A 20,215-nucleotide genomic window follows, 5' to 3' on the forward strand; every position below is an offset into this window, starting at 1 on the left:
TCTGCCTTTTCTTACCTGTTTAATTAAGGAGGGATTCAGACCGTGATTAATGAGGACCATATAAAGAAAGCAATACTTGAAAAAGCGAAAACTATAGCTGTAGTAGGCCTTTCTGACAATCCGGACCGTCCCAGCTACCGGGTAGCCAGATACCTTAAAGAACAGGGATATAACATCATACCTGTAAACCCCACCCTTAACGAGGTGCTGGGTGAAAAATCCTATGCCTCTATATCAGAGATCCCTTTTGATATTGATATAGTCGATGTATTCAGGCGAAGTGAAGAGGTGCCTGGTATCATAAAAGAAACCCTGGAAAAAAGAGTTCCTGTCCTCTGGCTCCAGTTAGGCATCGAATGCCCGGCAGAAGAAGAAAAACTAGCCGGTAAAAAAGGACTAACCATAATAAAAAACTGCTGCATCATGGTCGAACACAGCAAATTGATAAGATAATACCTTCATTACTTTTGCCTTTTTATGTAATCGTAAGTAAAAAATGTTACAAAATTAACTATTTTTTTGCTTTTTGTGGTTTGTTTTTTATTAATTTTTAGTTTATAAATTAATAAAGAGGATTTAAAAAACTTGAATTAATAAATAATCATAAATGGGAGTATGATTTAAAATATGAGCAGTAATAAAGAAGGAAGTAAAAAAGTAGAAATAAATATGCGTCTCTCAGAATTCGAGGTTCCTCCTATCCAGGATGTTTTGGTAGTAGGTAAAAAAGCTCCCATTGGGCCGGAAGCAGCCAGACGCATGGTCGACGTTCTTTCTCCTGAACAATATGACATAATAAAGATTGAGCACCCATTTATTGAGGCAATAATAATACGCAAAGCCCTTTGCCGAATAATGGCACCCGAAAAAATAATAAAGCTTATAATAGAAGAAAGCGAAAAAATAATGGATGAGGATATGCTCATCAAAATGCAACTCGACATTTCACTCCAGATCAGTAAGGTGGTCGACATATGATACAAGAAGTATCCAGTGTGGCTCACTCCAATTTTATCACAGTTAACGCCATCACCAGCGTGAAAAAAATGATTTCGTATAGTGAACAGGGGATTAAATATTTTGTTGTAACAGAAGAAGGAAAGTTTTTAGGAGTCATAACTTTAGAAAATTTACTGGAAAGTCACCCAAATAGAATTGCAGTTGATGTGCATATGAATGATTTTGAAATAGCAGCACCCTGCCTTTCTATATGGGAAGCTTACGAAAAATTAGAAAACAATAAGCATAAAATATTGATAATTAAAAATAATCCCGACAAAATAACGGGAATCGTTGATTTTAATTCTCTACTCGTTACAGTCTCAAAATATACTGATCCTCTAACCGGCCTATACAAAGGTGATTACCTTTATTTTCAAGGGCTGCGCACACTTGATAACGAAGAGGAAATATCTATCTTTTTTCTGGATATAAACGAGTTTGGCCTAATAAATAAAAAATATGGTCACATAAATGGCAATATAATACTCAGCGAATTAAGCAGCATACTCAAGAAAACTACTCCCGACTATAAATGGTGCCGCTTCGGTGGAGACGAATTTGCTCTTATTGCGCCTTTACAATTAGAAGAAAGCATAAATCTGGCAGAAAAAATTATCAACAATGTAAATGAATATAACTTCAGCTTAAATATCCCTATTAATGTTTCTATTGGCATAGCGGGAGCAAAAAAATCACCCAGGAAAAAAACTTCTTCTCCTTATATGAAAGGAGATTACATAAAAATAATAAACACTCTTCTTAACAAAGCTAGCTTAGAATCAACTAAAGCTAAAAAATTTATTCCGCACTGTTTTTCCGTAGGAGGTTGTTTAGAAATAAGCGAAATCGCCTAATCACTGAATTTTATTTTTTCTGCATTTTTCGCCTTTCCTGCTCTTCTTTCAGGTATACCAGGTTCTTAAACAATTCAGCTACGGTAATCATCCCTACCCCTCCAGGAACCGCGCTGGCTATCCTTGCCTTTTCCTTGGCTTCCGGATGGACATCTCCCAGCATCCTTCCTTCTTCATCAAAATTAATACCGGCATCAATGACTACCACTTCTTCAGTTATCATATCCGGGGTTACAAAATTCGGCTTACCTACTGCTGCTACCAGTATATCCGCCCTTCTGGTCTCTTCTTCCAGATTTACGGTTTTGGAATGGCATAAAGTTACCGTCGCATTTTCTGCGGTCATCATAGCTGCCAGAGGCTGTCCCAAAATCGTGCTGCGTCCCAGGATAGTGACTTTTTTGCCTTCCACCGGAATATTATGAGCTTTAAGCATGGTAAGGATAGCCTTGGGGGTAGCTGGCCTTATCCCCTGTTCATAGCTTATAAGTTTTCCCAAATTGTAGTTAGTAATCCCTTCCACATCCTTATGCGGATCAATTACATTGGCCAGGACTTCCAGGCTGAAACCCGGGGGAAGCGGTTTCTGCAGCATTATTCCCGTAATATCCGGATCATTGTTCATATATTCTATTATATGTATAATCTGCTCCTGGCTGTTTCCTGCTGATAACTTGAGAATATCCGCATCTACTCCTGTTTCATCAGCAAACTTGCAGATACCGTTTACATACATCTGGGAAGCTGGATCTTCTCCAATCTGCAGTATTACCATATGCATCCTGTGAATAGAGGCATATTTTTTTATTTCATCCTTTATAGCATCCCTTACCTCTTTGCCGTAGATTAACATAAAACCTTCTCCCCTTTCCTGCATAATGGGAATCTAAAATATGCTTTATTTTTATTTTGCCTTATATGATTTTTTTCGTCAAATTTTTTGTTAATAAAATATTATTATTTTATATATCAATTATCTTTTTTATCGCCAGGTTTTAAGTTTTATTAAATCCTCCTCAATTCTTTCATAAGGCGTTTCCAGTATAAAAGGAAGTTTTCTGAAAAAATTATCATGCAGCAGCAAAGAAAAACCAGGCTCTCCGATAAATCCTTCCCCAATATGCGCATGGCGATCCCTTTTTTCTCCCAGCCCTTTCATGCTGTCATTGGCATGCACCAGTTTTACCCTTTCCTGTCCAAAAGCAGCATCTATCTCTGCCAGAATACTTTTTATCCCTTCTTCAGTAGTACAGTCATAACCTGCTGCATAGGTATGGCATGTATCATAACATATACCTACCCTGTTCCCCATTTCCATTTTGTCAATGATAGCTTTAAGTTCAGCAAAGCTTTTACCTATCTCCGTTCCCTGGCCAGACATAGTCTCCAGAAGAAGCATGGTATTCCCCTGGTAATTTTGGAGTACTCCGTCTAAAAGCCTGGCCACCCTTTTTATGCCTTCTTCCAGAGTAGCTCCTGTATAAGCCCCTGGATGTAAAACCAGATAATCAGCACCCACCATATCACATCTGGAAAGGTCTTCCTCTATCACCTGCTTCGCAAAAGAGTATAAATCTTCTTTTACAGAAGCCGGGTTGCATATATAAGGAATATGCACCACTATGGGACTTATCCCGTGTTCCTGCAGCTTATTTTTAAAATAAGCAACCTCATCTTCTGTAAAATTTCTGGCTCCTCTTCCCCGCGGATTGCGAAGAAAAATCTGCACCGCTTCTGCTCCCTTCAAAACCGCATCGTCCGCAGTCGCCTTGAGGCCTTTGCTGATAGGAAGATGAGCTCCAATAACTGGTACAGGCATATTTATAATAATCACTCCTTTTATTCCAGCCAGAATTTTAGATTATTATATCTTTTTCCTCCTCCTTTTGCACTCCCAGATATTTCTTAAATTAAACCTCCACGAGAAATGAATCTAAATAACATTCTTCTTAACTTGCCATCCTGCCAGAGCCCTGGCCATTATATTAATTTAATACTAGAAAATAATGAATTAAAAAATTAATCAACTTTATTGTCTTATGCGATTTTTTGCGCTATATTTAATAACAAATTTTTTGCCGTCAGGAATAATAATACCATTACAAAAAATATAACCAAGAAGGGGCTAATAAAATTGGAAACGCGTTTCAAAATAGCCAGTGGAATTCTTATACTTTTACTGATAATACTGCTGGGAACCCTGGGATTGTCATTTCTGGAACACTGGCCCTTATTTCAGGCATTATGGGTGACTGTAGAAAGCCTTACCACTACAGGATATGGTGATTATATACCTCAAACTACAGCCGGCAAAACCTTTCTGATGTTCATACTTTTATCCGGGGTAGCAGTAATAGGCTATTCCCTGGGAACAGTAACCAATACAGTCATCGAAAGGCAAATAACTAACATGGTGGAGAAAAGCAAAATGAAAAATATGATTCAAAAACTGGAAAATCATATTATAGTATGCGGAGCAGGAAGAGTGGGAAGAAATGTGGCTGCCATACTGAAAGGGGAAAAGGTCCCCTTTCTGGTTATAGATTCTAATCCGGAAATAGCCCTGCAGATGGAGAAAAAAGGCTACCTGGTAATGAATGAAGATGCTACCCAGGATGATATACTCATTTTTGCAGGCATAAAAAAGGCTCAGGGCATAATATGTGCCCTGCCGGAAGATGCTCTTAATGTCTTTATAGCCTTAACCGCCAGGGCACTAAATCCCGCCATAAAAATTGTGGCCAGAGCTAACCGCCCCGAAACCATAAATAAACTCTACCAGGCAGGAGCCAATCGGGTTATTTCCCCTGAACAAATTGGCGGTTTTCAAATGGCTGTAGCCATGTTAAAACCTAAAACAGTAGAACTGGTAGACACTATCTATACCCTGGGCAAAACAAAGCTGCAGCTTGAAGAAGTGATAGTAACCGATGATTCTCCCCTTGCCTACCAAAATATCGAAAACCTGCTCTCTAAAATGCATAACAGGATAAATATTGTAGGTATCGTAAGGCAAAATAATATCTTGATAAATCCGCAGCCATCAGAAAAAATCTTGCCCGAAGATACTTTAATAATGATTGGTTTCAGCGAAGATCTAAACAAGATTGAAAAAATATACCTTAACTCAGGCGCTTAAAAATTCCACCAGCATTCTGGCCCGTGCTTCTGCTGAATGATATTCATAAACATACTCCTGTCCAGCCTTTCCTATTTTATTCCTCTCTTCCGGACAGGAAAGGTAATAATTTACCTTTTCTATAAGCTCTTCACCGTTATTTACCCAGTCCAGGTGAACTCCCCGCTTAAACAAATGTTCATGGGCTTTGGTATACTGGGTAAGATAAAAGGCGCCACAGCTCAAAACTTCATAGGTACGCATGCTGGTTTGGGTCAGGGAAGTATTATCCAGATGCATACCCAGAATTATCTTCGCAGAAGCATAAGCTTCCGGAAGCTTATCATACGGTAAAAGCCCGCAATAAAATTCAGGCGGTATAGTAAAAGGTTTATCATCATCCCTCCACCAGTACCCCCATACTTTAAGGTTATAGCCTCTTTCTATTAAAGGCAGCAGCATAAAGCGAGACACCCAGGCTCTTATTTCATAATTGCTGCCTACAAACATAATGTCACACATGTATTCCGGATTAGCTTTGAGGGTACGGTGAAAATCGGGATTGCAGCAAAAAAGCATTAAAGTCGCCTTTTTCCCCATTTTTTGATATTCAGGTATAAGTTCACAGGTAGTGGTGCAGACATATTCAGCACTTTGGCAGCGGCAAAGTGATATTTCCTTAAACCATAAAGGGTCTTCAGTAGCCCAGTAAATTAATGGAATATTGAAAAACCTCACATTTTCGCTAATGGCTTCCCAGTTAACATTAGGCGGGTCCCCATCAGCAAAAATAAAATGGGGATTTATTTCTTCCAATTTTTCCTTTAATATTTTGACCTGTTCATCCCAGTGATACATCCACAAAGGTACTATATAAGGCTCCTCTCCTATTTTAGCCAGGCCAGCTGCTATGCCATACGTTATATAAGGCGCATTATTGACAAATAATATCTTCATAGCTTTCTCCCCAAAACATCTTATCTCATTACAATATACTTTGAAAATTTCATTTAGTTGACAGCAGCCAGGCATTATTTCAATTTATTACTAAACAAAAAGGATAACATAAAAAATCCCCATGACTATTGCCCCTAGTGGCACCCCTATTTTAGCCCATTCCGTACTGGTTATCCGCAGTTTGGAAGCTGATATTATATTCGGAATATTGCCAGGAATTAGCATGCCTCCGGAAATAATAAGCCCCATAAGAACAGCTTCAATCTGCATGGTGCTCATTTTGGGACTTATTTCCGCTGCTGTAAGGGTGGCATTGTCCAAAACCGCCGAAACCGTATTTACCCAGTAAAGCAGACGATAGTCAAGCTTTAAAACATAGGCATCTATCAAGGGATAGAACCCTTCCCCCAAAAAGGTTAAGGCCATAACAAAAAGATACACCTTTAATGCCCTTATTACTATCCCCCGCCAGGTATCCTGCTCCATTTCTTCAGCTTCTTCTTCCACAGTTACAGCCAGGTCACAGGAAGGCACATCTTTTTCTTCCTTTACTGCCCAGGCAGCATAGGCTGCTCCCAAAACTCCAAAAACTATAACCGCAGGTATGATGAATTTCCCTAAAAGTTTTACCAGATATAAAAACTCCTGATTAAGCTTGGCAATAGCGATAGTAGCCAAGGGTTCCCCGATGGGAGTCAATGCAGCACCTAACCCTATGGAAAAACAGGCAATTACGCATATCACTATTTTATGCCTCCTTTTAAGAGGCAGCTGGAAGATTATTTCCACCAGAATAATCGAGGCAATAATCGCCGTAATGATACTTGATAGCAAACCTAATATTACTATTACCAGAAAAACAACTACCGGCACGGGAATTTTATTGAAAATATTTTGCATAAAGCCTGTGAACGGTTCGCGCAGGATGTGAAAGAGGGCACCAGCGATAAAAACAGCCGAGGCTATCATGATAGGATGTTCGAGGGCAGCAATGAGGAGTTCCCGGTTCATGACTCCAGAAATCAGGGCAGCTGCAATTCCCATAATAAAAAGGAAAATCTCCAGCTGTTCCTCCACTATCTTAAAAGCGAAGGGCAGTATTAAGACTAATAGAAGAATAATAACCAGTCCCGTAATAACCATTACCATCTCTCCTCAACAGTCTTAGTTAAAAAACTGCACCTTTCCGCTGTTATTAACTTAATACTTACAGAAAGGTGCAGGGGGCAGGGCTTAAGATAAAAATCCGCTGTTTTTAAGGACTTCTACCGCTTTTTCATGGTCTTCTTTGGCTACCAGGATAACAGGCCCTGTACATCCCATTCCGCTTGCTGCATATATCTTGTTCTTCCACAAGGCCTTTACTGCATCATCCATTTCCAGTATGTCAATTCCGCTTATCTGGCTCTCTACCACTTTCTCCGGCGGCATTTCCACTTCTTCTTTTCCTTCTTTCGCTTCTTTGGCTGTTTCTACTATCCAGCCTGCTTTCTCGGCTTTGGCTATCTCTTCTTCTTTTATTTTCAGAAATTTTCCTCTTACCATGGAGGCGCAGTATTCTATCGCATTGGCTACTACCGGAGTCCCGGAAGCTCTTGATAATATATGGATCAGTCTGTCAAATCCTTTGCCTACTCCAGGCCCGTATCCATATCCTAATGTCTCATAGCTTCCCCCGCTGTTGTAAGCACTGAAAAGCTTCATGAGTACATTCCCGGTCAAGGTGTCGGTTACCAGTACATCTACACTTCCTATTATGAGGTCGTTCCCTCTTAATACCTGCCCTCCATCACTTCTGGCTGATTCTCCCCACTTGAACCGATAGCCTCTCTCCTGCATGGCTTTTAGATGTCTTTCTACCTGTCTTGCTCCTTCTATATTTAATATCCCTACTGTCGGCTCTTCTATGCCATCTGCTTTGGCCACCGCTATCCCATATACGGCATTTTTTACCATGGCCTGTACACGGTTTACATCACTGGTTCCGGTACTGGTCGCTATATACATGGGTTTTCCTCTATACGGGGTTATTATTTTCCCTACGGTTGATACTCCTATGGGGAAGGGATAGTGCATGGTTACTGCTCCCTGTATTTCCCCACTGTCTAACAGGTCCTCCAATATCCGGTGTACGCTGTCTTCGTCTTCTGCTGGATAGTTTTTCAGGCTCTCATCAGGACAGGGGCCTATTATTACTACTTCCAGGCTGGAATCTTTTTTCATGGCTTCTTTGGCCCCTTTTATCAGAGCTTCTGCACCTACTTCACTCCCGTAGGTGGTTAAGCCTATTTTTACTGCCGCTTTCCCTTTTCCGGTTTTTATCATCTCTGCCGTTTCTTTTAGTACTTCTACTGCTATTTTTTTGGCCTGTTCTGTCATTTTATCACCTCCCGGCAAGAGATTCGGCTGCTTCTTTTATGGCTTCTGCTATTATTTCTCTTATCTGCTGTTTTAACTCTTCGCTGTCCTGTTTGGTTTCTTCAATCTTGCCGCTGTTTTTCTCTATTATGAAGCTTATTCCATCGAAGAGGTCGGTCATTCTTCCCAGGAATAAGCTGCCTTTTCCTATTATCATGCCTCTCTGTTTTTTGCCTTCTTTTATGTCATCTATGAGATGTCCTATTAAGGGTACTCCGGACGGTATATGTCCCTGGGTAGGTGCAAATCCAGGCACTCCATGTTTTTCAGCAAAGCTTGCCAGTTCGGCTTTGTCTATTTCTCCTTTTTTGACTGCCATGGCTCCTATCATTTTGTAGTTGGCAAGGGGGACATCTCCTGCTCCTGCTGGTACAGTCAGCTCAGGATTCTGCAGTTCCGGTGCAAATACATCTATGTCGGTTATTTTTAATCCGTTTTCTTCCAAGGGGTCTACTACTATGGCCTGCATTACTGCCTGCGGGGAAGAGCCGGATGCTATTTTGTGTCTCCCTACTATGTCGGTCCTTACTACCGGGCTTTGTCCATCGTTGGCACTTATTAATACGGCATAGCCTCCTACCATGTCTTCTAATGCCGGCATCCCTTTTTTGACATGGTCACGGCTGTTCATGCCTAGTTTGGCTGAGGATCCTCCAGCCATTACTACTACGTTTTTGAATATCCCAGCTTTTATTAAGCCACATGCGTTTACTATGCCGTGGGAAGGACCTGCACAGAATCCTCTTATATCACAGCCGGTGGCATTCATAAGGTCGCATACTTCCCCTATGGCTTTGGCCAGGTTCCCTCCGCCTCTCTGGTTCATGTCTCCTACTGCTTCTTCGGAGGTCTCAATTATATAATCTATGTCCAGGGGATTTATGCCGTGTTTTTTTATAAGGTTGGCCAGGGCCAATGCTCCGGATGCTTTGGATACCAGGTTCTCGAACACTACGTGGGCGGAAAGGTTGATGTCGGTTTCATGTGCTGCTCTTACACACCCTACCAGCTTGCCGTCAAGGTATAAGCCGTCTGCTTCGTGTTTTTCTACCATTTTTTCTATTTCTGCCAGGTCTCTGGTCTTGTCCAGGGCAGCAAGCTGTTTGGCGCTGAAAAGGTTCCTGGCTTCTATTTTTGGTTTGATCTCGCTTGCAAATTCAGGGGATAATTCTACCAGATCGAAGCGGTCTACTATTTTCATTAAGCCGTAAAATTCATCTTCCGGCATGATTTCACCGTATTTGCCATCTCTGCTCCCATTAACCGGGTTCTGGTACCAGGGGGAAGGATGGTTCCTTAAGTCTTCCGGCTTCATGTTGCCTATATATACCTGATTGGGAGCATAGTTTACTGCATCTTCAAAGCTCCTTAAATGCTTGGGAAGGGCTTTTAAATATTCGGAATCAGGGTTCAACAGTTTCTCTGATGTGATGGTTGTCCCATGCTCTAACAGTATGTTAGGTGCATGTACCAGTACATAAGAAGCTGCTTTGATTACTGGATAGCTCAAAGCTTTTACCTCCTTTACAAATTTATTAAGAGGGGGTAAGTCCCCGGTTAAGAGACTTACCCGTGAATTTTAATATCTAGCATCCACATTCTTTTCTGACATTTTCCATTTCGGCACAAAGAGCATCTACATCTAAAACCATTTCCATCATGCCGAGCTGTTCTTCATAAACCTGAGGATCAATAAGGTCCTTAAGCTCGAAAATGTGGAACACTTTCAGTTTAAGCTCAACTCCGGTCAAAGGACCTGCCATAGTCGGGTCGCCAACCATTACAGTTTCAGCTGTTAATCCAGCAGATTCAGCTTCAGCAGCACCAATTACCACGACTACATTTTCATTGCCGTATTTTTCAGCAGCTTCTTTAATACGAGCTTGATTGGCCATGTCCATGGCCCCGGCTGCAGTTCAGACGAAGCACTCAGTGCTGGTGAAGATTATTTCTCCTCCTATAGTTTCCATGCAGGCAGCGATAGCCGGACCAGGAATACCGTCACGGTCACCTAATATACAGATTTTTTTGTTTTCAAAAAAGCTTTTATCCATTTTCAAAACCTCCTTCAAATTATTGCTCTGCATACTTTTTAATCTTTTCTTCTATATCTTCCGAGGTAATATCCTGACCGGAAAGCTCATCTATCTTTTCTCCATTCTTATAGAAGAGCATAGCCGGCAGTCCCAATACCTTCTGGCTTATCGCCAGCCTCCTGTTCCCCTGGGTGTTGCAGGAACAGAATTTCATCTTGCCCTGGTATTTCTCAGCCAGTTCTTCTACATACGGCATGAGCTCAAGGCACTTCTCACATTTGGGGCCCCACCAGTCTACCATTACTACCCCTTCAGCATTTAACACTTCCTGTTCAAAGTTGTCCTTATCTACTTCCAGAAGCTTGGCACTCATCTCTTCACTCCTCCTTTTTTATAGATTGGTTATCGCTTTTAAGCCTTCTACGCTTAAATCATAAGTCTCTGCCTTGATCTCCCCATTTACAAAGAGATGCACCAAAGGCAGCCTGTTCTTGTCTATGCCATAACGCCTTTCTACCAGCTCATTACGGGTAGCGTCCACTTTTACCAGCGACAGCTTGTCGTTGTTCTCTCTTACAAACTGGTCCACTATCCCTATCTTTTCGGTTCCTTCCATATCGGTCGGGTTGTAGTAAGCTACCAGTACAGGCTTTTCGGCCTTTAACACTTCTTTTTCCCACAAATCGGTTTCATGCACATACTTCTCGGCCGCTACCGCTGCTATTGCTCCATCTGCTGCAGCTGTTACTACCTGCCTTAAATATTTGGCTCTTACATCTCCTGCTGCAAATACTCCTTCTATGTTGGTTGCCATCTTTTCATCGGTTATGATATATCCCTGGGCATTGAGCTCTAACTGGTCTTTTACCAGCTCACTCATGGGCTGGGTACCTATGAAGATGAATACCCCGTTCGTCGGATATTCGGTTTCTTCTCCGGTCTTGATGTTCTTTAAAGTTACGCTTTCTACCAGTTCATCCCCATTTATGGATTTTACGGTTGAGTTCCATATCCATTTAATCTTGGGGTTCTTAAAGGCTCTCTCGGCTGATACTTTGTTGGCATCTACTTTGCCTTCTTCATGAATTACTATAACCGTTACATTCTCAGCAAATTTGGTAAGGTACTCAGCTTCTTCCACTGCAGCATCCCCGCTGCCTACCACTACTACATCCAGTTCTTCGAAAAGGTCAGCATCACAGGTTGCGCAGTAGCTTACGCCTTTACCCCGAAGTTTCCCTTCGCCAGGCACATTCAGCATTCTGGGCACTGCGCCTAAAGCGTAAACAACTGCTTTTCCGTAATATTCCCCTTTTCTCCCTACTACCTTTTTAGGATTGGATTTGAGGTCCAGGGAAACAATAGTGTCTTTTATAAGTTCAGCTCCGAAATCTAAAGCATGGTTGAGCATGGCTTCCGTAAGTCCGGGTCCGGTTGTTCCCCGTCCAAATCCAGGATAGTTCTCAAGTTCGGAAGTGGTGGCAGCCTGTCCACCAGGACGTCCTTTTTCAATTATGGCGGTTTTTAATCTTCCTCTTGCTCCATACATGGCAGCAGAAAGTCCTGCCGGCCCTCCACCTAATACCAGAAGATCATATACATTCTCCATTTCTTTGTGTCACCTGCCTCTTAACACTATTTAACAACTGCTGAACCTGTTTCTTCGGCTAAAGCCTTATACATGGACACACATGCCAAAATCATTATGACGGCAAAGGGGAATGCTGCTGCAATTGAACCAATCTGCAAAGCCTTTAATCCGCCAGCAAACAGAAGCGCAGTAGCCAAAAGGGCCTGCAAAACTCCCCATAAAGTCTTAATAGTATTATTAGGATTCAAATCCCCATTGGAAGAAAGCATACCCAGAACAAAAGTAGCGGAATTAGCAGAAGTTATAAAGAAAGTGAAGAGAAGTATTACTGCAATTATGGAAATAATCTGCCCTAAAGGATAGTGCTGCACTACTGCAAAGAGAGCAGTTTCTGTTCCACCTGCAATAGCTTTAGCAGCTTCTTCTGCACCCAGGTTAAGCCCCAGAGTGCCAAAGCCACTGAACCATATAAAAGAAGCAAGGGCAGGAACAAAGGTAACCCCTATAACAAATTCCTTAATGGTACGTCCCCTGGAAATGCGGGCAATAAAAGTACCTACAAAAGGAGCCCAGGCAATCCACCATGCCCAGTAGAACACAGTCCATCCTCCGATCCAGCTGTTGTCTCCATTTATCGAAAGCCGGAAACTGTCTGCAATAAAGAAGTTTATATAATTGGCCAGTCCAGCTACTAATCCATTCAGCATCTTAACTGTCGGCCCTACTGCAAATACCAGAAGCATTATAAGTCCAGCAAAAACCAGGTTAATATCAGCAAGCAGCTTTATCCCTTTTTGTATCCCTGTCACTGCAGTCCAGATGTAGATTATAGCAATGATAATTATCAGAATTAATTGAACTAATTTGGTAGTAGGTACCCCAAACATAAAGTTAAGTCCACTGTTTATTTGTAAAATCCCCATTCCCAGTGAAGTAGCAACCCCGGCTGCCGTAGCAAAAATCGCCAAAATATCTATAATCTTGCCAACAGGCCCATTAACTCTCTCTTCACCTAAAAGGGGGATAAAAATAGTGCTTATAAGTCCGGGTTTATTTTTTCTAAACTGGAAATAAGCTAAAGCTAGTCCAATTACTGCATAGTTAGCCCAGGCATGAAAACCCCAGTGGAAAAAAGAAGTACGCATAGCGAAGTCAGCAGCCTGAGGACTTCCTGCAGTAATGCCAAAAGGCGGAGAAGTAAAGTGATAAAGAGGTTCAGCAACTCCCCAGAATACAAGTCCAATCCCCATACCACAGCCGAACAACATACCAAACCAGGTCAAGTATTTAAATTCCGGCTCAGCATCATCCGGCCCCAGTTTTATATTTCCATAACGGCTGAAAGCAAGCCCCAGGGAGAAAACAACAAATGTAAACATTGCCAAAAGATAAAACCATCCAAACTTATCTACCAAAAAACCAAATAAATTATTGGCATATTTTCCAAAAGCCTCCGGGGAAATTAATCCCCAGAGGGCAATAGCCAGAACTATAGCCAAAGATATATAAAAAACGCTGTTACCCTGCTTTTTATCCATATTTTCATCCCCCTTTTTCATTTAAAGCAGCTACCTTACAGGCTATATTTTTACTTTAAATACTGTCTGTTCCTTAATATCGGTAGCCAGGGCTTCCAGAGCTACCCCAACCCGGTGATAACGAAGCTTCCACTGTTCTTCTTTGGGAGATGCAGGATCACCTAAAGGATAGGGGATAGATATAGTAGGAACAATGCGGTTGGTGCCTACAGTAAGGGATATAGGAACCAGGTTGCACATGTGGACAACAGGCAAACCGGCTTTTTCAATCTCTTTTACCATCGTTGCACCGCAACGCGTACAGGTACCTCAGGTAGAGGTAAGTATAACCCCATCTACTCCCGCTTCCAGAAGTTCTTTAGCTATTTCGCGTCCCATGCGGGCAGCTTCGCCCTGGGTAGTTCCAGTTCCGACCGTAGTATAGAAATAATCATGAATTCTGCCTATTTTCCCTTCTTTCTCATAAGCCCTAAGGGCATCAAGGGGAACTACTCGATTGGGATCTTCATTAGCCGCATTTGGATCATAGCCGGCATGAATAGTTTTGAAAATTTCGGGGGATAGAAAATCCATTCCAGCTATATTATATTTACCCCATCTGGTAGCCGAAGCTGACTGTATGCGGTCAGGATTTTCATGAGGTACAATACCACCTGAAGTAACTAAAGCAATGGTGGCTTTGCTCAAATCAGCAACCGGAGGGGCAATCGGAATCCTTTCCGTCCTGGGCATAGGAAGTTCAGTTTCAAAAGGTTCTCCTTTAAGTTTTTTAAGCAGCATGTCTACTACCCGGTCAGCTGCCATAGGCCCATTTTCAGGATATATTTCATGTCTTTTCCCTCTCCCGAAATAACCTTCTTCAGCAGCCGGAAGGAGAGGCTCTCCATGCATAAGTTTGTTGGCAAATCTGGCCATGGCTGTGATATCTTCTTTCATATGGGCAGCGCTCTTACCGCCTTTAAAAATATAGATATCCGTATATCTAAACATCTCCACTCCGGGATTTTCTTCATTCATGGAAGTTATGGCAGGAATATTGAGTTTTTCGTTAATTTCTTTACATATAGTCCCGCAGGCAACTCCGTAGCGACCTGCACGAAATGCAGGACCAGCAAAAAAGATATCAATTTCCTTGTCTTTCAGAAAATCCATTATTCTTGCCACCGCTTCCTCTTTGCGGGAACCCATAAAGTTGTCACCGCAAATAATGGTATGGGTTATCTCTATATCCTTAAGCTGCTGCTGCAAAAAGGCAGCAGGCCCTACCAGCCCTTCTCTTATTTCCGGTTCATAATCTGCCATCTCTTCTCCGCCTATTTGCCCAAAGAACTGATTAATATATAGTATCCCTTTTTTCATGTCCACACCTCCTTAAAATTCTGCCATACGCTTACGGGAAAAGCCACATATAGTATCACCGCAGAACATAGCATTGTCTTCCATAATTATTGAACCATCCGGACGGACACATCCTTCCCAGCCACCAGATAAACCATCCCGGGCTAAGGCTTCTAATTCTCCAATTACAACCGGCATAGGAGGAAGCTCTATTAATTCCGAAACATTACCAGTAGTAACCAGAGCATCAGCTTTTTCATCCAGGGCTACCAGAGGCTGAGATCGGCCGTCTCTTCCTGTACACTCATTGGTAATGCCTACCGTCTTGATGCCTGCTTCTTCTAAAGCGACAATACACTTGATAAAATCAACATCTGGATTGCCATAGCCTTCTTCCGCCACTATAGCCCCTACCGCTCCCAGGCTCTTGGCGATCTGAGCCACAAAAAGGGCAGAACGAGTCTTTTCTTCCAGATTAACATTGAGATTAGACATGATTACACCCAGGAAATTTATAGTCTTGCCGTGTTCCTGGTATAAACGTTTTATAGTAGGGTTATTTTGATGGCAGTAGGTGGAAAACTTTGACGAGCAGGGCATAAAACTTCCGGAAACAATAGCTCCGTCTAAAACCTCATTGGGATGCATAAAAGTAGGCAGCATGTGATTGGAGTCCCATCCATAGACAAGCGCATTATAGCCATCCTCTTCCATCTGGGAATCAAGCTGCATGACATAAACCACCCCGGGGAGAGCATTAACTTCAGGACTTCTTTGGGTAATAGGCGGGAGTTCATAAACTTCCAGGGTTTCAGGTTCCAAATCCTTTACACAGGTTGCGATATATTCAGCCAGGCGATGTCCAGCCCATCTTAAGGCATGGTTTTTCTTCTGCTGTTCATATCTTTCAAATTCCTCATCTGTATCCGCAACCAGGCAGATATGCTTAAGGCTGGAATAAAAGGTGTGTTTAGCACCAGGACCGCTCATATCGATTAAACCATCCTGAAATCCTCCCCAGTGTTTGCCAACAACCAGTACATCTACACCTTTTAAGGCATGAGTCCGCCCTCTTCCTACCTGCACCAGCTCATTGGTAACTCCCGGAAACATAGTACCACCGCTAACCTTTACCCGTGGTTCAATAGCTTCCTTTACCGGAACAATACGGACCGGATCTCCCGGGCAGGCGATAACAATATCTGCTTCCGTTATGTGTTCATCTTCCATAACCACTTTTAATGCCTCTTCTTTATTGATAGTCAAAACACCATTATTATAAGAAGTAGTTTCGCCAAAGCGAATTTGGTGAACTGGGAAATTACCAATTTCTAACCGCATTCATCTCTCCCCTTTCTTTTTTATTAAATTAATGGAAGTCATAAAATAAATTTTTTAGATTTAAGAGCCACCTCCTCATATAAAAAAAATTAATCGGGTATAAAAAGCGATTAACCTGGTTCTGATTCCAAGATATCATAAACATGTTTATTTAGTAAACATGTTTATGAAATATTTCACAATATATAATAAAAAATAATTAATTATATAAAAAAGTGATTAAATTAACAAATTAAAAAAAGCTATTTCTTAAGGTCTGCCAGCAGTTTCAAATAAAATTACCAATCGCAAATAATAAAAATTATTTTTCAGCCCGTTAATCCCCATTAATTCATCACCCTTAAAAACTTAAGTTCTTATGGCTCTCCAACCACCAAAACCAGGTAATTCACAAGCCAAAAAACAAACCCGGGAATTGTCATTCCCGGGTTTTAATATCATATTCAACAATCTTTTTATAAATACCCTTTATCCTCATTAATCAAATAAAAATGCAAACATTTCTTTATAAAAAACATAGTCTTTTCTACAGCTTCTTCTACACTGTAATTTAGCCTTTTGCTTATCAGCCCTGACAGCATCCCCTGATATATGAGCAGGAGAAGCTCATTTATTTCATCAATATCTTCCTGTTTTATAAAACCTTCTTTGGCACACTCTTCTAAAATGACCTTGTCCCTTTCATAAATATCTGTCCGCGTAAGCATAGGCAAAAGCTCTTCTGGCTGATTGGACAAATCCTGAGGAAAAAGTTCATAGTACTGGCTTATAATATCTTGCAAAGGTTCATCAATCCTGGTAAAGAAAATAGCATTATAAATTTCAGTCTGTTTGAAAGAATAATAGCAAAAACATTCCCAGATTTTTATAAACCTCTCCAGAGCATTTTGTGCATTATAAACATAAAAAGGCAGGCTTTCTGTATATTCCCGCATAAACCTCAAAGCAGCAAAAAGAATTAAATGCTCCAGATTAGAAAAATAATTGTAAAGGGTAGCTACATTATAGCCTGCCAAATCAGCCACTTTGCGAGCAGTAACCCCTTTTATCCCTTCTTCTTCTATTATCTGTACCGCTGCATCAATAAAACAGATCATCATCCTCTGCCTTTGCAACTCTTTCTTATCTATTTCCATATCTACCACCTTAACCTGATTATGCTGATTTTCAAAAAGCACTTTCAATATGTTTTATTTCACATCGCTTATCCTTGAGCAAAATGCTTACCACATCAAATCTCACTTCATCGTAAAAAATATCTGTCTGGCTCAAATAAATACCTGCTGCTTTCTTAAGATGACTTATCTTATGCCTGGTAACTGCCTCCTCAGGTTCTCCATAACCAAGTTTCTGTCGGGTTTTTACCTCTACCAGCACCAGAATCCCATTTTTTTTGCATATTATATCAATTTCCCCATAGCGGGTATAGTAATTGCGGGCCAAAATCGTATATCCCTTTTGTACAAGATAATCAACCGCTATCTTTTCTCCCAGCCTTCCCACTTCTCTTTTCATAAGCTTCCCCCTAATATTTTTCATGCACACGGTATATAAAAGCAAGTATCTCCGCTACTACTGCATAAAGTTCCGGGGGGATTTCTTCATATAAATCAAGGGCCAAAAGATAATCGGACAAGACTTCATCCTTATGCAAGGGCACCCCATATTCTTCTGCCAGCTCTTTAATCCTTCTGGCCACTATCCCCTTCCCTTTGGCCACTACCCGGGGGGCTCTATCTTTTTCCTCATCATAGCGCAAAGCTACTGCCTTTTCCCGTTTTAGCTCTTCCATAAATTTAGCCTCCTGCTAAACTATCACATCAATACCAAAAGGCTTTACCTTTTCTTCAGTTTCCATCAGCCTTATACGGTTTATAACCATTTCTTCCCGGCTTTCAGCCACTCTGGTTCCCAGATAATCAACCCGGTAGCCCAGGCCAGATAAAACATCAACCAGTTCAGAAATGTTTTTTTCTATATATTCTTTTACCGGTACTGTTTCGACTACCCCTCTTAGTTCAAGCTTGTAATTCTTTATCCAGCTCACATGGAACAAAACCTTCCCCATACGGGGAGTATCCAGAGCTACCGCTATAGTTAAACTATCTGCGTCCTTTAAACTCTTATACCTTTTTTCCCGGTTTACCCTCATCTCTAAAAGATAGGTGCTGTCATTAAGCTTTACCGGCCAGGCAAAGTAGTAGTAATTGAAACTATTATCCGCACCCTGGCGGCTTATAAAATTAAAAAGCCTGTTCCCGCTGATTTCCTTTTCTATGCTTTCCAGAGCTCTTAAAAACTGAGCAGCTGGATGGCTTTTTTCTACTCCTTTTTCCCCGGCAGCCGCTTCTAAAAACCTGTCTAAAACCTGAATTAAATCCTTTTCAGCAGCCAGAACTTCTTTTAATCTGGCTGCCAGAAGGTTGTTTTCCCTTAAAAGGGCTGGATTAATCCTTATTTCTTCAAAGACTTTTCCCAAAAATATCATAAGGGGCCTAAACCTGTCAGAAATCCTGAAATAATCAAAAATAGCCTGTTTAGATAAATTAACCCCTTCTGGCATATCTGTTTTTAAGCCAGATATATTTTCCATGCGCAGACTGCTCTCTATTTTTGCCTCCGATAATTTATAATCAGCCTTATTGCCGCTTAATCCCTGGTTTAAGCCTTGTTCCCCGCTTACTTCCGGTTTTGCTGTTCCTTTGAAGCCGGCGGCATCTATATACCTTCCTTTTCCTGTTTCTTCAGGCTGATTAGCATCCAGCAGCCCAGGTTCTTCAGCATACTGGCTCGACAGCTTTAAAACATCATCTATCAATTCGGCCAGGCCAGTATTCTTATCAAGGTGATAGGTAATCAGGCTCAAAGTTTCCTTATTGAGAGGTATGCCTTTAGCCAGGGCAAAGGCTGCTATTTCTAAATTTCTGGCATTAAATTCCCCCAGCATTTTTACCCCGCTTAAAAGCTTTCTTACATTTTCCTGGGTAAGGGGCAAATGGTGCTGGATGAGTTTTTTGGCTATCAATACCTCCTGTTCCTGAGGGGAAATCCCCAGTTCCCTGAGGCGAAAAGCCAGGGCATCATTCTCCAGCCTGCTCAAGCTCTCCGGAGTCAGCACTTTAAGATAAGCCTTTTTATCCTTAAAATCTTCCACCATAAGATAAAGGGTATCTCCCGGCTTTACCATCACTTCACTTAAAGCTTCAATAAGCCTGCCTTTAAGATAGATAAGTACAAGGCCATTATCTTTTACATCTTTTACCTGCCCTTTAAGGATTTCTCCCTGGCTCAGCTTAAGCTCATTTCCCTCAGGAGAAGTTATATTAAGCTGTAACTTATTCAAAGAGACACGGCTGTACATTCTGGCCTCCATAAACTAAAGATTTAACCGGCTCAAAGCTTTTGCGGTGCAAAAACGAACACCCTTTTTTCAAAAGCTCCTCCACATGCTTTTTGGTCGCATATCCTTTATGTTCTGCCATTCCATACCCCGGCAGGAGAATATCCAGGTTCTGCATGGTTATATCCCTTTCCACCTTGGCTATAATCGATGCACAGGCAATAGATACGCTCAGCCGGTCACCCTTGGTTATATTTATCTGTTCAACATTTATATCGGGTATTTTTACTGCATCCGTTAGTACCAAATCCGGAGCCAGGTTTAAATTTTGAACGGCCAGTTTCATAGCCAGGCGGGTGGCATTTAATATATTTATTTCATCGATAACTTCAGGCCAAACATAGGAAACTGCCCAGCTTAAAGCTTTCTTTTTTATCTCTTCCGCCAGTTTTTCCCTCTTCCTGGCGGTAAGTTTTTTAGAGTCATCAACCCCGGGCAGGAAAAAATCGGCCGGCAAAATCACCGCCCCTGCCACTACCGGGCCTGCAATAGTGCCGCGTCCCACCTCATCAACTCCTGCTATGTATCTTAGGCCCCTTTCATAGGCCTCTTTTTCATATGCACTCAACATATCAATCCTGGCTCTTTCTTCCTCTATACCAGTTTTCATTCCCGAAAGCCT

At 41.5% G+C, this 20,215-nt stretch carries 21 protein-coding genes; 4 read left to right on the plus strand and 17 right to left on the minus strand.

Translation table 11 applies throughout. The annotated features are described in order from the left end of the window. The first annotated feature begins 42 nt into the window (after positions 1-42). From ACZ42E_RS07260 to ACZ42E_RS07270, 3 genes are all read left to right on the plus strand, one after another. A complete protein-coding gene (locus tag ACZ42E_RS07260; RefSeq protein ID WP_464891683.1) occupies positions 43-453 on the plus strand; it encodes a CoA-binding protein in 411 nt (136 codons plus the stop codon). A gap of 174 nt (positions 454-627) precedes the next feature. Further along, positions 628-978, plus strand: a complete 351-nt coding sequence (locus ACZ42E_RS07265; protein ID WP_464891684.1) for a hypothetical protein — start codon at positions 628-630, stop codon at positions 976-978. After that, positions 975-1,856, plus strand: coding sequence for a GGDEF domain-containing protein (locus tag ACZ42E_RS07270; protein WP_464891685.1), 882 nt, complete (start codon positions 975-977; stop codon positions 1,854-1,856). Before ACZ42E_RS07265 ends, ACZ42E_RS07270 begins: the two co-directional genes overlap by 4 nt. Before the next feature lie 10 nt (positions 1,857-1,866). Here ACZ42E_RS07270 and ACZ42E_RS07275 read toward each other — a convergent pair whose 3' ends face one another. Beyond that, positions 1,867-2,733: a bifunctional 5,10-methylenetetrahydrofolate dehydrogenase/5,10-methenyltetrahydrofolate cyclohydrolase gene (locus ACZ42E_RS07275; RefSeq protein WP_464891686.1), complete on the minus strand. Its 867-nt coding sequence runs from the start codon at positions 2,731-2,733 to the stop codon at positions 1,867-1,869. Positions 2,734-2,838: 105 nt separating this feature from the next. Beyond that, on the minus strand, positions 2,839-3,690 hold the full coding sequence (locus tag ACZ42E_RS07280; RefSeq protein WP_464891687.1) for a deoxyribonuclease IV: 852 nt from the start codon (positions 3,688-3,690) through the stop codon (positions 2,839-2,841). Positions 3,691-3,990: 300 nt separating this feature from the next. Here ACZ42E_RS07280 and ACZ42E_RS07285 point away from each other — a divergent pair, with 300 nt between their 5' ends. Next, entirely contained in the window at positions 3,991-4,995 is a 1,005-nt protein-coding gene (locus tag ACZ42E_RS07285) for a potassium channel family protein (protein WP_464891688.1), read from the plus strand. Here the strand turns inward: ACZ42E_RS07285 and ACZ42E_RS07290 are convergent. The 15 genes from ACZ42E_RS07290 to ACZ42E_RS07360 form a co-directional block, all read right to left on the minus strand. After that, positions 4,984-5,931 (minus strand): CgeB family protein, encoded by a 948-nt coding sequence (locus ACZ42E_RS07290; RefSeq protein WP_464891689.1) that lies wholly within the window; start codon positions 5,929-5,931, stop codon positions 4,984-4,986. The genes ACZ42E_RS07285 and ACZ42E_RS07290 overlap by 12 nt on opposite strands. Positions 5,932-6,021: 90 nt before the next feature. Then, positions 6,022-7,074 carry a DUF1646 family protein gene (locus tag ACZ42E_RS07295; RefSeq protein ID WP_464891690.1) on the minus strand — a complete coding sequence of 351 codons (1,053 nt, stop codon included), beginning with the start codon at positions 7,072-7,074 and terminating at the stop codon, positions 6,022-6,024. Between the two features lie 90 nt (positions 7,075-7,164). Further along, positions 7,165-8,310, minus strand: coding sequence for a glycine/sarcosine/betaine reductase complex component C subunit alpha (grdD, locus tag ACZ42E_RS07300; protein WP_464891691.1), 1,146 nt, complete (start codon positions 8,308-8,310; stop codon positions 7,165-7,167). 4 nt (positions 8,311-8,314) lie between these two features. Beyond that, positions 8,315-9,859: a glycine/sarcosine/betaine reductase complex component C subunit beta gene (grdC, locus tag ACZ42E_RS07305; protein ID WP_464891634.1), complete on the minus strand. Its 1,545-nt coding sequence runs from the start codon at positions 9,857-9,859 to the stop codon at positions 8,315-8,317. Positions 9,860-9,935: 76 nt separating this feature from the next. Then, complete coding sequence (gene grdA / locus ACZ42E_RS07310) at positions 9,936-10,403, minus strand: glycine/sarcosine/betaine reductase complex selenoprotein A (RefSeq protein ID WP_464891692.1); 468 nt, start codon at positions 10,401-10,403, stop codon at positions 9,936-9,938. A 19-nt stretch (positions 10,404-10,422) separates the two neighbouring features. After that, complete coding sequence (gene trxA, locus ACZ42E_RS07315; protein WP_464891693.1) at positions 10,423-10,758, minus strand: thioredoxin TrxA; 336 nt, start codon at positions 10,756-10,758, stop codon at positions 10,423-10,425. Between the two features lie 18 nt (positions 10,759-10,776). Beyond that, a complete protein-coding gene (gene trxB, locus ACZ42E_RS07320) occupies positions 10,777-11,994 on the minus strand; it encodes a thioredoxin-disulfide reductase (RefSeq protein WP_464891639.1) in 1,218 nt (405 codons plus the stop codon). A gap of 26 nt (positions 11,995-12,020) precedes the next feature. Then, positions 12,021-13,514 (minus strand): glycine betaine uptake BCCT transporter, encoded by a 1,494-nt coding sequence (locus tag ACZ42E_RS07325; RefSeq protein WP_464891694.1) that lies wholly within the window; start codon positions 13,512-13,514, stop codon positions 12,021-12,023. A gap of 42 nt (positions 13,515-13,556) precedes the next feature. After that, positions 13,557-14,873, minus strand: coding sequence for a betaine reductase selenoprotein B (gene grdH, locus ACZ42E_RS07330; RefSeq protein WP_464891695.1), 1,317 nt, complete (start codon positions 14,871-14,873; stop codon positions 13,557-13,559). A gap of 12 nt (positions 14,874-14,885) precedes the next feature. Next, positions 14,886-16,193, minus strand: coding sequence for a glycine/sarcosine/betaine reductase component B subunit (locus ACZ42E_RS07335; RefSeq protein ID WP_464891696.1), 1,308 nt, complete (start codon positions 16,191-16,193; stop codon positions 14,886-14,888). 455 nt (positions 16,194-16,648) lie between these two features. Continuing rightward, positions 16,649-17,371 (minus strand): TetR/AcrR family transcriptional regulator, encoded by a 723-nt coding sequence (locus ACZ42E_RS07340; RefSeq protein ID WP_464891697.1) that lies wholly within the window; start codon positions 17,369-17,371, stop codon positions 16,649-16,651. Continuing rightward, positions 17,361-17,708 carry a YraN family protein gene (locus tag ACZ42E_RS07345; protein WP_464891698.1) on the minus strand — a complete coding sequence of 116 codons (348 nt, stop codon included), beginning with the start codon at positions 17,706-17,708 and terminating at the stop codon, positions 17,361-17,363. The genes ACZ42E_RS07340 and ACZ42E_RS07345 overlap by 11 nt, the downstream gene beginning before the upstream one ends. 10 nt (positions 17,709-17,718) lie before the next feature. Further along, positions 17,719-17,985 (minus strand): EscU/YscU/HrcU family type III secretion system export apparatus switch protein, encoded by a 267-nt coding sequence (locus ACZ42E_RS07350; RefSeq protein WP_464891699.1) that lies wholly within the window; start codon positions 17,983-17,985, stop codon positions 17,719-17,721. A gap of 15 nt (positions 17,986-18,000) precedes the next feature. Further along, positions 18,001-19,536: a hypothetical protein gene (locus tag ACZ42E_RS07355; RefSeq protein WP_464891700.1), complete on the minus strand. Its 1,536-nt coding sequence runs from the start codon at positions 19,534-19,536 to the stop codon at positions 18,001-18,003. Beyond that, entirely contained in the window at positions 19,529-20,203 is a 675-nt protein-coding gene (locus tag ACZ42E_RS07360) for a ribonuclease HII (RefSeq protein ID WP_464891701.1), read from the minus strand. Before ACZ42E_RS07360 ends, ACZ42E_RS07355 begins: the two co-directional genes overlap by 8 nt. Positions 20,204-20,215: the final 12 nt, after the last annotated feature.

The organism is Thermosyntropha tengcongensis (assembly GCF_055381335.1).

Coding starts and splice junctions, on each gene's coding strand:
- ACZ42E_RS07360 (WP_464891701.1), bottom strand. CDS start 20,203: ATGAAAACTGGTATAGAGGAAGAAAGAGCCAGGATTGATATGTTGAGT.
- ACZ42E_RS07335 (WP_464891696.1), bottom strand. CDS start 16,193: ATGCGGTTAGAAATTGGTAATTTCCCAGTTCACCAAATTCGCTTTGGC.
- ACZ42E_RS07290 (WP_464891689.1), bottom strand. CDS start 5,931: ATGAAGATATTATTTGTCAATAATGCGCCTTATATAACGTATGGCATA.
- ACZ42E_RS07265 (WP_464891684.1), top strand. CDS start 628: ATGAGCAGTAATAAAGAAGGAAGTAAAAAAGTAGAAATAAATATGCGT.
- ACZ42E_RS07270 (WP_464891685.1), top strand. CDS start 975: ATGATACAAGAAGTATCCAGTGTGGCTCACTCCAATTTTATCACAGTT.
- trxA (WP_464891693.1), bottom strand. CDS start 10,758: ATGAGTGCCAAGCTTCTGGAAGTAGATAAGGACAACTTTGAACAGGAA.
- ACZ42E_RS07295 (WP_464891690.1), bottom strand. CDS start 7,074: ATGGTTATTACGGGACTGGTTATTATTCTTCTATTAGTCTTAATACTG.
- ACZ42E_RS07345 (WP_464891698.1), bottom strand. CDS start 17,708: ATGAAAAGAGAAGTGGGAAGGCTGGGAGAAAAGATAGCGGTTGATTAT.
- ACZ42E_RS07350 (WP_464891699.1), bottom strand. CDS start 17,985: ATGGAAGAGCTAAAACGGGAAAAGGCAGTAGCTTTGCGCTATGATGAG.
- trxB (WP_464891639.1), bottom strand. CDS start 11,994: ATGGAGAATGTATATGATCTTCTGGTATTAGGTGGAGGGCCGGCAGGA.
- grdD (WP_464891691.1), bottom strand. CDS start 8,310: ATGACAGAACAGGCCAAAAAAATAGCAGTAGAAGTACTAAAAGAAACG.
- ACZ42E_RS07325 (WP_464891694.1), bottom strand. CDS start 13,514: ATGGATAAAAAGCAGGGTAACAGCGTTTTTTATATATCTTTGGCTATA.
- ACZ42E_RS07275 (WP_464891686.1), bottom strand. CDS start 2,733: ATGCAGGAAAGGGGAGAAGGTTTTATGTTAATCTACGGCAAAGAGGTA.